The 13,507-nt window shown below is 52.6% G+C and carries 10 protein-coding genes; 5 read left to right on the forward strand and 5 right to left on the reverse strand.

Going from position 1 to position 13,507, the window contains the following annotated elements; translation table 11 throughout:
• Window positions 1–109: 109 nt before the first annotated feature.
• The 3 genes from CA13_RS12165 to CA13_RS12175 are packed head-to-tail and all read right to left on the reverse strand — an operon-like array spanning window position 110 to window position 6,266.
• On the reverse strand, window positions 110–3,427 hold the full coding sequence (locus CA13_RS12165) for a type I restriction endonuclease subunit R (RefSeq protein WP_146396968.1): 3,318 nt from the start codon (window positions 3,425–3,427) through the stop codon (window positions 110–112).
• On the reverse strand, window positions 3,424–4,695 hold the full coding sequence (locus CA13_RS12170) for a restriction endonuclease subunit S (RefSeq protein WP_146396971.1): 1,272 nt from the start codon (window positions 4,693–4,695) through the stop codon (window positions 3,424–3,426). Before CA13_RS12170 ends, CA13_RS12165 begins: the two co-directional genes overlap by 4 nt.
• Window positions 4,692–6,266, reverse strand: coding sequence for a type I restriction-modification system subunit M (locus tag CA13_RS12175; RefSeq protein ID WP_146396974.1), 1,575 nt, complete (start codon window positions 6,264–6,266; stop codon window positions 4,692–4,694). Before CA13_RS12175 ends, CA13_RS12170 begins: the two co-directional genes overlap by 4 nt.
• Window positions 6,267–6,389: 123 nt before the next feature.
• Between CA13_RS12175 and CA13_RS12180 the strand changes: the two genes are divergently transcribed.
• The 3 genes from CA13_RS12180 (at window position 6,390) to CA13_RS12190 (ending at window position 9,294) form a co-directional block, all read left to right on the forward strand.
• Complete coding sequence (locus CA13_RS12180) at window positions 6,390–6,734, forward strand: helix-turn-helix domain-containing protein (RefSeq protein WP_146396977.1); 345 nt, start codon at window positions 6,390–6,392, stop codon at window positions 6,732–6,734.
• 316 nt (window positions 6,735–7,050) lie between these two features.
• Window positions 7,051–7,812, forward strand: a complete 762-nt coding sequence (locus CA13_RS12185; protein ID WP_146396980.1) for an endonuclease/exonuclease/phosphatase family protein — start codon at window positions 7,051–7,053, stop codon at window positions 7,810–7,812.
• Between the two features lie 597 nt (window positions 7,813–8,409).
• Window positions 8,410–9,294 carry an SHD1 domain-containing protein gene (locus CA13_RS12190; protein ID WP_146396983.1) on the forward strand — a complete coding sequence of 295 codons (885 nt, stop codon included), beginning with the start codon at window positions 8,410–8,412 and terminating at the stop codon, window positions 9,292–9,294.
• 31 nt (window positions 9,295–9,325) lie between these two features.
• Here CA13_RS12190 and CA13_RS12195 read toward each other — a convergent pair whose 3' ends face one another.
• On the reverse strand, window positions 9,326–9,598 hold the full coding sequence (locus tag CA13_RS12195) for a hypothetical protein (protein ID WP_146396986.1): 273 nt from the start codon (window positions 9,596–9,598) through the stop codon (window positions 9,326–9,328).
• Between the two features lie 403 nt (window positions 9,599–10,001).
• Here CA13_RS12195 and CA13_RS12200 point away from each other — a divergent pair, with 403 nt between their 5' ends.
• The gene (locus CA13_RS12200; protein ID WP_146396989.1) at window positions 10,002–11,333 is read left to right on the forward strand and encodes an MFS transporter; all 1,332 of its coding nucleotides are present in this window, start codon (window positions 10,002–10,004) and stop codon (window positions 11,331–11,333) included.
• Between the two features lie 99 nt (window positions 11,334–11,432).
• On the opposite strand, the gene CA13_RS12205 is transcribed toward CA13_RS12200, so the two are convergent.
• Entirely contained in the window at window positions 11,433–12,482 is a 1,050-nt protein-coding gene (locus CA13_RS12205; RefSeq protein WP_419194236.1) for an SDR family oxidoreductase, read from the reverse strand.
• A 158-nt stretch (window positions 12,483–12,640) separates the two neighbouring features.
• Here CA13_RS12205 and CA13_RS12210 point away from each other — a divergent pair, with 158 nt between their 5' ends.
• Complete coding sequence (locus CA13_RS12210) at window positions 12,641–13,489, forward strand: histidinol-phosphatase HisJ family protein (protein WP_146396995.1); 849 nt, start codon at window positions 12,641–12,643, stop codon at window positions 13,487–13,489.
• The last annotated feature ends 18 nt before the right edge of the window (window positions 13,490–13,507 follow it).

Below are 13,507 nucleotides of genomic sequence, written 5' to 3' on the forward strand. Positions count from 1 at the left end.
GGTGTAAACAGTCAGGCAGGCTTCGACGGTGCGTTTTGGCATAACTCCATTTTGCCAAAATAATTGAAACGTTGCGAGCGTCTGACCGACAAAACCCCTGAAATTGCTTCTAATGCGTCGCGTAGATGCTGCGTCCTTCACCCTGATAACAGTCGTAGATGTGTTGATACACGGTGTCGCACTTCTGTTGGTACAGTTCGGTCGTGTACGCTCGGGGCAATTCGTCGAGTATCGTTTTTACGGTCGTGTAGACGTCGGCACGGGTGCGTTGTTTCTTTCGCCAGTCGAGAACGAGTTTGGCCTCTTTTAGTGTTTGCAGAAGCATTCGAGCGACCTTCTTGACCTCTTTCTTTTCCTTCGCGGTCATGTCGATTTCAGGCTTGGTCAGAATGTCAAAGAGAGCCAGTTCTTCCTCGCTCAACTTCTCTGCCACACCACGTTGCTCTTCTTCACTGAGTTCTTTGACGAAATCGGTCAGCTTGGCGAAAAACCCGTCAACGTCCAGTCCTCGGTTGTATTCGTCGATCAGCTTTTTGAACTTCTCCATCAGGTCGGTGCGAGTCTTGTTGAGGTTGACCATGTTTTGCAACTTACCACCGACCGCTCGTTTCAATTTCTCGGCTTCTGTCCGTTTGCGTCCCTTCTCAAAATGGGCTTTCAACGCATCAAAGTCGACTTGGCTCAGATTCAGTAACGATGTCTCCTCCGTTGAGTGGATGACGTAGCCCTTGGTGGCGATCGATTCGTCCAGCAACTCGCCGACCTGATCCATGATGTCATCGATGTTGGCTTCCTCGGTGAACGTTCGAATCTTGTCGGCCAGAACAGCGAGGCAGGTCTTGATCGGCGCGAACTCATTAGCCGACGGATCAGGCAAGATGGCCTTGAAAAGCCGAATCACTTGATTGGCCAGGAAAAGGTATTTCTTTTTTAAGTCATCGTTAAGGATCACATTCTCGACCGCGTCATCCACCGCATCCTCGACCTGTTTGTCGACAAGGTGGGCCGCTGCATCATCTAGGAAAGCAATCTTTTGAAATCCATCGGCTTTCAAAATCGCGTCTAAATCCACGCCTCGGTCTTTGCAGAAATCGACCGCCTCGGCAATGGCGAGTCGCAGGTCTTCCACCAACGCTTCTTTCTTCTCGATCGGGCATTCGCCTTTGTCAACGCCACCGCCGGAAGATGAACCGTAGATCGCCAACGCCTTTTCCAGATTGCGGAACACGCCGACGTAATCAACGATCAGTCCATTGTTCTTATCTCCGAAAACCCTGTTCGCCCGCGCGATCGTCTGCATCAGGGTGTGATTCTTCATCGGTTTGTCGAGGTAGATCGTCGAGACAGAGGGAGCATCAAACCCCGTCAGCCACATGGCACAGACAAAGACCAGTCTGAATGGATCGTCGGCGTCTTTGAACTTTGTCTCCATGTCTTCCTTGACCATGCGGACTCGGTGCGGCTCGATGTCGAGTCCCTTTTCCTTGAACTCCTCGATCTCGTTCTGCTGCGACGACACGATAACGGCCATGTCGGTCTGTTCCATGAAGTCGATTTGGTTCTGTAATTCCTGACGCTTGGCGGCGTTGAAGTCGGCGGGCTGTTCCGCCGCCAGCGACAGTCCATCGGCATGGCCCGTCACGGTCGCTCCTGACGCTGTGCTGGCTGGGCTGGGCATCGCAGCGAGTTGTGCTTTCAATCCGCCAAGGTACGCCTTCCAGTATTTTTGCACCTTGTCGTACATTTTGACAGCGGTCACCTTGTCGATGCAGATCACCATTCCTTTGCCGCTTTGCTTACGGCCCATGAAGTGCGACACCAGGTCTTCGGCGACCTTCTCCAGCCGGTCGTCACGGGTGATTAGGTGGTACTCTCGGGCGAACTCTCGTTCCAGCTTCTTCTCTTGCTCTTCATCCAGTTCGGCGGCTGCGACCAACGCTTCCAGATCCTCCTTGAAGTTCTCGTTGGCAAGCTGTAGTTCGGGAATGCGGTTCTCGTAGAACAAAGGAACGGTAGCACCGTCCTCGATCGACTGCTGGAAGTTGTAGATGCTGACGTAATCACCAAACTCACGCTTAGTCGCTTCTTCTCCTACCAGCAACGGAGTTCCGGTAAAAGCGATGAATGCTGCGTTAGGGAGAGCATTCCGCATGTTCAGCGCCAGCGTATCGTACTGGCTGCGATGGGCTTCATCTGCCATCACAATGATGTCTGATCTTTCAGAAAGCAGAGGGTAAGGCTTGTCGGGCTTCCATCCCTTTGGTGCCCCCTTGGGGCGTTCGTGTGCGAACTTCTGAATCAACGTGAAGATGAATCGGTGATCTTCCGTCAGCAATTGTCTCAGGTCGGCTCCACTTTCCGCCTGACACTCTTCGCTCGCCACTCCGGTGTTGCAGAAGTTGTTATGGATTTGTGAGTCTAGATCATTTCGGTCGGTGATGACCAGAAACGTCCAGTTGCCGGTCATCTTCCTCAGCACCTTCTGGGAAAAGAACGCCATCGAGAAACTCTTGCCGCTTCCCTGCGTATGCCAGAACACGCCGAGTCGCCCTTGGTTCTCTTTGATTGCGTTCAAGGCATCGACCGCATTGTTCACGCCGAGGAACTGGTGGTTCTTCGCGGTGATCTTAGCCACGCCCCCTCGGGATTCGTCGAACAGCGTAAAATTCTCGGCCAGATCAATCAGTGGCTGTTTGCCGCAGGTGCCTCGGATCAGCGTCTCCAGCGAGATGACGCCCTGTTCGCCTTCGGAGTTGATGCGTTTCCAGTCGGCAAAATGTTCCCAGCCTGCCGTCATGCTGCCGACCTTCGCCTGCGAGCCGTTGGACAGGATGACGAGGGCGTTGTACCAGAACACCTGCGGAATCGTGGTCTTGTAGTCTTTCAGGTTGTGCTTGTAGGCGTGTTCGATCTTGCCGTGGCTCTTCTTGAGTTCGATGAAGATCAGGGGCAGACCGTTGACGAAGCCGATTAGGTCGGGGCGTTTCTTGTAGATGCCGCTTGGTGATGTAATCCAGAGCTGCGAGGCGAGAAAGAAGTCGTTGTTGTCGGGATCGTTCCAGTCGATGATGCGAACCGTCTCGTCGGTCTCTTCGCCCTCGTCGTTCTCGAAGGCGACCTTCACGCCATCTTTGAGCAGCTTGTAGACCTCACGATTCGCCTGCACCAGACTCATCGCCCCGCGATCACGGGTCAGTTCCTCGATGGCCAGATTGATCGCCTCGCAGTCCAGATCGGGATTCAGTTTCTGCAATGCACTTCGCAGCTTCGGAACAAGCACGACCTCTTCGGTGGTTTCCCGTCCCAGCGTCGAATCGCTGGTGCCGACCTTTTCGTAGAAACAGTTGGCCGTGTCGTAGCCGAGTTCCGAGAACAGGGCGATGGCCGGTTGTTCGACGAGCGTGTCTTCGGAGTAGTCGGTACTCATGCCGTCGCCTCCTCCAATGCCTCGGCGGTCATGCCCACGTCGATGTCAAGGTCTTCCACGTCCAGCTTGCCGGAGATTAGTTTGGGCAGGAGCAGATCGCGGGTCGTGCGGAGGTTCTCATTCTTATTTGTAAGGTTGTCGTACAGGGTGAAGCTGGGGCCAACAAATGTCTCAAAAGCGGCCAGAACATCTTTCGACGGAGTGAACAGTGGAAGGTCAGCGAGGTCTTTCTTAGTGACGGACTTGAAGATAGTTCCCCCTCCCATAATGTCCTCTTCCTTGAACTTGTCTTTTAACTGATGGAACAGAAACACCTGAGCGTCATCATTGCGGCGAATCGCACTCACACCACGCCCGACAATAATTTGCGTGTTAGCAATGTTAATTCGGCCAACGGGTGCTCGAACGCTAAAGAGAATGTCGCCTTCGTCGGCAAGTCGCTTTTTGACCGTGCAAAACGTCTTATGCGTAGGGTAGCGAGGTCCAAAATTGGTCACACCTTGATGAAAAGGCAACCCTTCGCCCGATTCATTGTAGAACTCTGACTTTGGAGACTGCCCCATTACGAGCTTGCAACACTCTTTAAGCGTGGTCGCCTCCCATCCCTCAGGGATCTGGCCGAGTGGTGAATCGACGAGCTTGACGTTTTCGTGGCCGGGGAAGCGGAAGTTGACGAACCATTCCCGGTAAATCGCCTGAGCCATCTCTTCCAGAATGGCAATCCGACGGGTGTTGTTCTCAATCAGATCGTCGTAAGCCGACAGGATCGAAGCTATCTTCCGTTGGATTGGGAGAGTCGGAACCTGGATTTCCATCTTCTTCAACTGCACGATTGTGTACGCCTGCTGTGACGAGCCAATCGTGCATTTTTGAAGTTGTGCCTTCCCGCTCGGAGAAAGAAACCAATAGTAAAGCATGAAAGGATCAACGCCTTCCAGGTTCTTAAACCAACTGAGGTTGCCATCAGCGAAATAGAAGGGGCGTCTATCTTTGACTACAAGCGGTATTCCCAGTGTGCCACGGGAAGTGATCATCACGTCACCAATTTGCGGCACGCCAAATTTTTCCTTTATTCCCTCGTAGCGTTCCTCAGTGATGAATAAGGGATTAGAGAACTCTCTTTGCCCGTTGAATAATTCGATTACTTCCTTGCTTCGGTAAAACGGCACACCGTGGTCAACAATGTCTTTCGCATATGTTCGCTTGCTCGATGTTACTTCGCAGAAGTCACCAATCTTCGCCCGTTGCCAACCGTTGGACTCGCTCACGACGCCTCCTCCAACAACTTGGCGACGTTGTTCGCAATCCGCTCTTCCAGTTCACCCGCTTCGCTGTTCAAGACCTCCAACTCTTCGTTCAATTCTTCCAGTCGCTCGGCAAAGACAAAATCGTCTTCCTCTCGATCCGCCACGCCGACATACCGACCCGGATTCAGACTCCAGCCCTGTTCTTCGATCTCCGCCAGCGTGGCCACTTTGCAAAGTCCCGCCACGTCGGCGTACTTCAGCTTCGGGAAGGTGGCTTTCAATTCCGGGTCGTCGCCGGGAACTTCTTCATCTTCACCCGCCACGAACTCTGGCTTTTCACCCCGATATAGCCGCACGATGTTGGCCAGATACTCGATCTGCTTGGGGCTGAACTTGCGATGTGCCCGGTCCACCTGCCGGAACGTGTGCCGGGCGTCGATGAACAGGACTTGGTCCTTTCGCTTGGTCTTCGCCTTGCCTTTGTCCAAGAACCAGAGCGTGCAAGGGAGCGTCACCGTGTAGAAGAAGTTTGGACCGATGGCGACCATCACATCGACGGCGTGCGACTGGAGCAGTTGCTTGCGAATCTCCATCTCCGACTGGCGAGCGTCGGCGGCAGAGTTCGCCATGACAAAACCGGCTCGGCCCGTGTCGCTGAGGCTGCTGTAAAACCGTTGTATCCAGAGGTAGTTGGCGTTGTCGGCCCGTGGCATCCCGAACGGGTAGCGGGGATCGTCTTTGATCTTCTCCTTATCCACCTTGTCCACGTTGAACGGGGGATTGGCCATCACGAAGTCGAATTTGCCGAGACTGTCGTGGGGGTCTTCGTAGTAGCTGTTCCCCAAGCGAATGTCGCCGGACAGCGAATGCACGGCGAGGTTCATCATGCACAGTTGCCGCGTCTCCCCGACTCGCTCCTGACCGTAGCAGGAGATTTCCACCGAGGGATTATTCTGGTGGGCTTTGATGAACTCGGCACTCTGCGCAAACATACCGCCCGATCCACACGCCGGGTCGTAGATGCGTCCGTGGTACGGCTCGATGATCTCGACGATCAGCTTGACCAGCGAGGTCGGCGTGAAGAACTCACCGCCCCGTTGTCCTTCGGCACGGGCGAAGTTGCCGAGGAAGTATTCGTAAATCTTGCCGAACGTGTCCCCTTCGGCATCCATCGCGATCTGCGAGAAGTTCTTCAGCAACGAGACCAGAATGGCGTTGTCGATCTTGGTGTAGGTTCGCGGCAGGACGCCCTTCAGGTCGATGTTCTCCGCCTCGACCGCCTTCATCGCCTCGTTGATCGCCTTGCCGATGTTTTCGCCCTCAGGCAACGACAGCAGGTGCGAGAACCGAGCCTCCGGCGGCACGTACATCACGCCCTTGGCTTGATAGTCCTCTTTGCCAATCTTGCGACGCCCGGAGCCTTTGCCCTTGAGTTCTTTCTCAGCGATCGTGAACTTGTGGTCGGCGTATCGCAGGAAGATCAGCCCGAGGACGGGGACCGCGTATTCGGATGACTTGAGGTCCGAGTTCGCCCGAAATTCATCTGCGGCTTCCCAAAGTCGTCGTTCGGTATCGGAATGATTGTTAGCCATGTTGTCTTGCCAGATTCCTTCTGTCACGCACCCGCAGGCTTGATTTGCGGCACACTTGTTGCCTTAATACAGCAACCAGTGTAGGACTGTGAAAAACACCCAACAAGCAGACGGCAGGGTCACATGACAACTTTCGGCGAACGAATCCGCAAATTACGACAAGCAAAGGGCTGGACGCTTCGGCAGCTTGCACCCGAAGTTGGCGTCGGCTTCACGTACTTGAGCAAAGTGGAAAACGAACGTCTCGACACAGGCCATTACCCTTCAGAAGCTCTGATACACCGTCTTGCAGACGCCCTGGGTGCCGACGAAGACGAATTACTGCTCTTAGCCAACAAAGTCCCCGAGGCCATTAGAAGACGAATCTGCGAGCATCCCGACATCTTCCGGACGATTGCCCAGCTTGACGACACGTCACTGCAACAAATAGTCGCATCGGCATCGAAGCATGACAACGTGGTATTCTGATTGCGAACGCTGACACGTTACAGGATTTTGGGAAGCATGTGATTTGAGTGCTTTAGAAAAAGAGCATGGCTTGTAAGAGCAATTAGCTGTACTGCCATGCCAACAAGTGATCGCTGTTTTGGCCAAAATGGTGAGGGGTGTTTTCCATGACGTTGCCCGCAAATAAAACCCTAGATGTTTCCTGGCAAGTTTATGTCTCGTGGACAACCTCCTTGGCCAGTCGCAGGGAACAAATGGTGAGGCATTAGCTGCACGTCGACTGTTTCTGATCCAAAATAACGAATTGCATTCGTTCGCCCAAAAAGTAGTACGTGACATGAAAATCGTATCCTGGAACATTCGGCACGGTGGTGGAAAACAGTCTGACAGCATTTCGGACCAACTTGCTCGGTGGGAGCCCAGCATCGTTTGCCTCTCGGAATTCCGGGGCACCAAGCCAAGTCAGGAAATCGCAACACGACTTTCCGAACACGGGCTTGGATTTCAAATGACCACGGTCGTCAAATCTCGCCCTGTTGATAATCGTCTTTTGGTCGCATCCGAATATCCGATCACGCGATTGGAGTGCCACGGGAAGCTGCAAGAAATAGGCTCCTGGCTACATGTGGAAGTCGATTGTGAAATCCCATTTCGATTGGCTGCGATGTACGTTCCAAACCGGGGTAAACCAAGTCATCTGAAGTATCAAATACACGACGAAGTGATCGAGATGATGAAGTCGGAGGGGGATAATGCGACGATCGCGATGGGCGACACGAACACTGGTCAACCGGATCTCGATGAGTCGGCAAAATTCTTCAACAAACACGAAGCACGTTGGTTTGACCGCATCAGTGAAACTGGCTGGATTGATGCTTGGAGGCACCGAAATCCTGAAAAACGTGAGTATACGTGGCACACGCATACTGGCAGTGGGTTCCGGCTCGATCAGGCTTTTGTGACGCAAAAGATGAATCAACGAGTGACGTCCATCGAGTACCGATGGGGCCGCGATGCCGAGGACCAATGTCTATCGGATCACGCTGCTATCATGGTCGAGTTGGACGATTGCTCACAGACCGGATGCGAGTCGCCTTAACGCCGAGAACATCGTGTTTTACTCAACGTCGTAGACGAGAGCATGATGTGCGATGATGTCCGTTCACGCTGCTTGACGGTTCGTGGCGCCAGCTAACGACGAGGTCGCAGTTCTAAACCGGCATGACGAGAGCAATGCCGGTGCGTCATTTCGCCGCAAAGAATTAGCCTCGATCGTCTACAAAAAAAATTGACATGGGCACTCGCAACTCCGAAAATGCAACAATCCGGAGCGTCGGAGAGAACTCCCATCCGATTCCGTGAGAAGAGACTGCTTGGCCACTCATTCCTAAGATCGAGCCGGTCAGAACAAGTCGCTGCAACGGAATATCTCCGGTCCTTCGGGTAAAGGTAAACGCTCCGCCTATCCTATCCCCTTGCAGTATCCAATGGCAGGATTTCGAAATCGCGATATTGGCGATAAATCAATTAAGGACGCCATTCGTACTGCACTAGCCGACGATAAACACAATTGTGTCAACGAAGCCTACGGAATCATTGAGGCTGTTTTAGACAAGAACTGCCTGAATGTGAATTTCCACTTAGCGTTTATTTATCCGTCAACTTTTTTCTCCAAACGGTTATCCGAGTTCTTACGATGAAAAACTCCTCGCTAGTCGCTATTATCGTTCTCCTGATCATTTCTTTTTCGGCAACCGAGTTGATGGCGGTCGACTGGATCGCCGCAATCTCCACTGAGAAACGTGCATTAATTGCTCGCGAACTTGTTGATTCAAGCCGGAAGGAGGCGAGAGAAAGCATCTCTCGACTTAAATTCGCCGACGACAAAGAGAGGGCTGAGGAGCTGATCCGTGAAATTGGTTTCCCGTTGAATTTGTCCTACGAAACCGTTGTTGAGATTTCGACCTTCCCGGACGAAATCAAGGGATACCTCATTGCTCAAGTCTATAAGGCGATGGTTAAAGCTGAAAAGAATGAGCCCAAGGTGCAACCAAAATGGCTTTGGGCACGCAAATTCTACAACGAATTTCCGAGGCAAACGGGATGTGAGGTGAGACCGACAATGATCGTTTGCTTCTACCTGGAGAGTGTCAATGATAACATGACGGTTTTCGAATCGCTTCGAACAATTGGTAGCGGCGGAGAATTGAGGAAGCGGGACATCGAGAGATTTAAACAACTGGAATCATTTAGCGATTTCCTTGCATATTACCTTGAAAACAAAGACACGGCTGAGTTTGAATCGCGTCTAGAACTGGCGGCAAAAAACAGGGAAAAAGAACAGATCCAACAAGAGAAAGAACAGGCGGCCCGTGAACGTGCCAGCCAAATCGCATCCTTGAAGCTTAGAACATGGCACGACAAGTCTTTGAAGCATACTACTGAAGCAGCGTTCAAGGGTTATAAACATGGTGTAGTCGAACTTCAGAAAGCGGATCTACAGATTATCAGAGTTGGCCTATCTGAACTATCCTTTCCAGATCAAAAATTCGTCCGGGAGCAATTGAAGGCGCAGCGCTAGTGGTCGTACTTCCCATTCTTCGCTCTGCATTCTAGGGACTATCGAGAACTAGCTTGTAAAACTTACTCCGAGCAAACCGTCGGTGCTGAGGACTCACGTCACCGCCGGTCTGAGCTAGCCAGAAGATTGGGTCAGTGGACGGGTGGTCGTAGAGTTGGATAGTTGCTTCTCTCAAGAGTAGCCCCGCCTGCGTCTTATTGATTTCGAACCGCTCCATCAACGCCAGTTTCGTGTCGCCTCGACTCCGTCTCGCTTCGATCAGCTCTTTCGCATACTCAACCAACACTTGCTCATTTTTAACCATCTTCTAATTCTCTCCCCTATCGTTACTGATTCGATCAAAATCGCAATTTAGAAAAACACTCCCCAATTGTCCGGTGGATTGTCAGTCACCGGGCTTCGGCAGGCTACGATTTCGATTCGCCAACGCTCTCGCAGTCGCGAGTAAATCGAATTGAGTACTTGCATCCATCAAATTCCAAATTTCAACCAATTCGGTGAACGAGATGTCTTTCCCGTCTCGCGATGGGGTGTATTTTGGGGTACATTCGTTTGACGAATTGATTTTGACGGCAATTTCCGGGGCGGTTCGAGTCCCGCCCTGGGCACTGCTTTCACGATTAGAAAGTCTTCGGAGAGATCATGCTTGGATCGCATCGCGGAGGCGTGTTGCGTTCCATTTCTACAAAATCCGAGGCTAGCGTCGCATGAATGAATCAGGCGAAAAAACCAGCGTTTTCGATTCGGTCACTTGGTATCACTGGACCGTCGTTATCATCGCGGCGTCGGCTTGGGCTTTTGATTGCATGGATGGACGACTGTTTGTCCTGGCCCGTGAACCGGCGCTGACCGAATTGCTCGCCGGAAAAGTGTCTGATCCGGCTATCATCAAAACCTATCTTGGTTACGCAACCACTTCGCTGATCCTGGGCTGGGCTACCGGCGGGATTATCTTTGGAATCATGAGCGACCGTGTTGGCCGTGTCAAAACAATGGTTGTGACGCTGCTTATCTATTCCATATTCACCGGTCTGTCAGGCGTATCGGTCTCGTGGATTGATTTTGTGATCTATCGGTTCTTGGTCGGGCTGGGCATCGGCGGCCTGTTTGGTGCAGCGACTACGCTTGTTGCTGAATCCGTCCCTAGTTCATTCAGGCCGATCGCTTTGGGATTACTTCAAGTCCTCTCTGCGATGGGCAACATGGCGGGGTCGCTGGTTAGTTTGTGGATTCAACCGGGGGCCGAATCGTCCTACTTTGGGCTGAGCGGTTGGCGGGTATTATTCTTTGTTGGCATTTTGCCTTCTCTATTGGTGGTTCCGATTATTTTCCTGCTTCGTGAACCCGAGGCGTGGTTAGAGATGCGTGCTACAACACGAGAAAGCAAAGGCAAGCTTTCCGCGGGATCGCCTACCGAACTGTTTCGCGATCCCCGATGGCGCCGCAATACGCTTGTCGGTTTAACACTGGGTCTTGCAGGCATGGTCGGCTTGTGGGGGATTGGATTTTTCTCGCCTGAGTTGATCTCAACCGCCTTAGCCGGTGAACCCCAATCTCGCATCGACAGCGTCCGTGCTTGGGGTACCGCGATTCAAGACCTTGGTTCTTTCTTTGGAATGATCACGTTCACATACGTCGCGTCGTTCATTAGCCGACGACTTGCGTTCTTGGGCGCATTCGTGCTGAGCTTTATTACAACCGTTTATGTATTCAATAATTTGAATACCGCAACGGACGCTTATTGGATGTTGCCGATCATGGGATTTGCTCAATTGTCGCTGTTCGCTGGCTATTCGATTTACTTCCCGGAACTGTTTCCGACACGGCTTCGTGGCGTCGGCGTTGGCTTTTGCTACAACACGGTTCGTTATCTCGCCGCGCCAGCACCAATTTTGCTTGGTTGGATGAGCACCATGCTTTCGTTCCGTACGGCGGCCGCAATCATGGCGGGTGTCTACTTGGTGGGTGCGGTCGCATTGATTTGGGCGCCGGAAACCAAGGACCAACCGTTGCCGGAAGAGATCTTCGACGAAGCATAGTTTCACGCGTCGCTTAACGATTCAAGAGTGCTGCATGATGCAAGTCGCCATTGGTCGATCAACATGCCGCACTTTGCGAGCGACTGGGAAAGTGTTTCCTTAGTGGAACCGGCGATCACCCCATAACTGTTGGCGGTTGGGTGGTACCAAGCCAGGATTGCCCGGGTTTTGGTAAAGCAATCGCTCAACCTGGTCTTCGCTACCGATCGAATCGTCGGATCGTTCATAGTGCCAATCGTCGCCATCGGGCGCAAATTCGTCCAACAGTGGCCACGGGTCGAACGGATCAATCCCAATTGCCGCTTGAAGCTTTGACGAGTTCATCGTCACGTCGCCCGCGCGAGGTGGCATCGGTCCGGCTTCGATTCGAGGGCATCCTTGCAGTAGATCCGGGTTATACCCACCAACGCGATTGACGATTTGTCCGATCTCAAACAGACTTAACTTCCGAGGACCGCCAGCGTGGTAGAGACCGTTGATCGGATTTTCAAGGAGTTTTGCGAATAGTTGATTCATGCAATCAGTGTAAGTCGGTGTCCGGACTTCGTCGAAAAACAGGGTCGCAGGTTTGTCTTTCTTGAAGCGCGAGGCGATCCAATCGATTGCACCGGCGTGAGCGTTGAAGCTGATTCCCATCGGCAACGAGATTCGCAGCACACACGCATCGGGACGCTGGCCAAGTACCAATTGCTCGGCTTCAACCATTTTTGCGCCGTATACCGTTACCGGATCGGGCAAGTCGACTTCGTCATAGTCACCGCCGTCGCGACCACCAAAGACCAAGTCCACCGACAATTGAATGATTTGAGCGTCGTGCCGTGTTGCTTCAGCAATCATGTTTTCGGTGCCGGTTACATTCACTCGATGAGCCATCGCGTGATCCGATTCGCACGACTTGAGTCGACAACATCCACCAAAATTCAAAAGCGTTTTGAATTGGTATTGGTCCCATACGCGGGCAACGGCTTTCGGGTCGTCAGAGTCACATGCGAGGACCCCGTCGCCTGCGAGCGGCCACATGCTGGTTTGCCGCATCCCGAAAACTTGGTCACCATAGAGATCACGAAAGAAGTGAAAGGCATTATAGCCGGGAACGCCAGCGATACCGGTGACGAGCATCGGCAATTGAGGACGCGATGGCGCGTTCAAGGGTGTCTCCACCAAATTCATGGGCTTGTCAGTTTGTTTGGTCGGGAAGTATGGTTTCGCGAGAGTTTGCCGTAATTCGCCACGGATGACCACCCGTGTTGAAAGCCGAACATCCGTTGCCCGAGAGCTAACCCGAGAGATAACCCGAGAGCTAATTTGTGACCGAAAGATTGCTTTACGAATCGCACTGCCACACGCCCCTTTGCATGCATGCGGATGGTTTGCCGACCGAATATGCCGAAGTGGCCTGGAAACGAGGGTTGAAGGGAATGATCGTGACCTGCCACAACCCGATGCCGGACGGCTTTTCAAGTCACGTTCGAATGCGTGACGATCAGTTTGACGAGTACGTTTCGATCATCGACGAGGCTCGCAAAGATTGGCTCGGACGCGTCGACGTGCGGATGGGGATCGAGGCAGACTTCTTCGAAGGCTATGAGGCTTTCCTTGAAAAACAACTAAATTCGGCGCCATTTCATTTTGTGTTGGGGTCGGTCCATCCCCAACTCGCCGAGTATCGCAAGCAATATCCGACCGATGATCCAGTGGAATATCAACGCAACTATTTTCATTTGCTCGCTACCGCGGCGGAGACCAAACTCTTTGACTCGATCTCGCATCCTGATTTGGTCAAAAACGTGACGCCCCACGATTGGAATCCAGAAGTGATTATGGACAGTATCCACGGTGCGCTGGACCGAATTGCAGCGACCGGGACGGCCATGGAACTGAATACGTCCGGTGTTCAGAAAGTGATTTCGGAAATGAATCCGTTCCCCGAAATGCTCAAAGCAATGGCCGAGCGGGGCATCCCCGTGACTCTCGGTGCGGATGCTCACCAGCCCGATCGCGTCGGCGATGGTTACTTGGCAGCACTCGAATTGCTCGCGGATTGTGGTTATAACGAAGTGACCCTCTTTCTTCAGCGAAAGCCAAATCCAATCTCGATCGCAGCGGCGAAAGAGAGTTTGCAGAACGCTGAATTGTCTTCGAACGAGTCTCCTTAAACTGATTGCGCGAGTCTT

The sequence above is a fragment of the Novipirellula herctigrandis genome (assembly GCA_007859835.1).
GTDB lineage: Bacteria > Planctomycetota > Planctomycetia > Pirellulales > Pirellulaceae > Novipirellula_A > Novipirellula_A herctigrandis.

Coding starts and splice junctions, on each gene's coding strand:
- CA13_RS12165 (WP_146396968.1), bottom strand. CDS start 3,427: ATGAGTACCGACTACTCCGAAGACACGCTCGTCGAACAACCGGCCATC.
- CA13_RS12175 (WP_146396974.1), bottom strand. CDS start 6,266: ATGGCTAACAATCATTCCGATACCGAACGACGACTTTGGGAAGCCGCA.
- CA13_RS12180 (WP_146396977.1), top strand. CDS start 6,390: ATGACAACTTTCGGCGAACGAATCCGCAAATTACGACAAGCAAAGGGC.
- CA13_RS12185 (WP_146396980.1), top strand. CDS start 7,051: ATGAAAATCGTATCCTGGAACATTCGGCACGGTGGTGGAAAACAGTCT.
- CA13_RS12190 (WP_146396983.1), top strand. CDS start 8,410: ATGAAAAACTCCTCGCTAGTCGCTATTATCGTTCTCCTGATCATTTCT.
- CA13_RS12195 (WP_146396986.1), bottom strand. CDS start 9,598: ATGGTTAAAAATGAGCAAGTGTTGGTTGAGTATGCGAAAGAGCTGATC.
- CA13_RS12200 (WP_146396989.1), top strand. CDS start 10,002: ATGAATGAATCAGGCGAAAAAACCAGCGTTTTCGATTCGGTCACTTGG.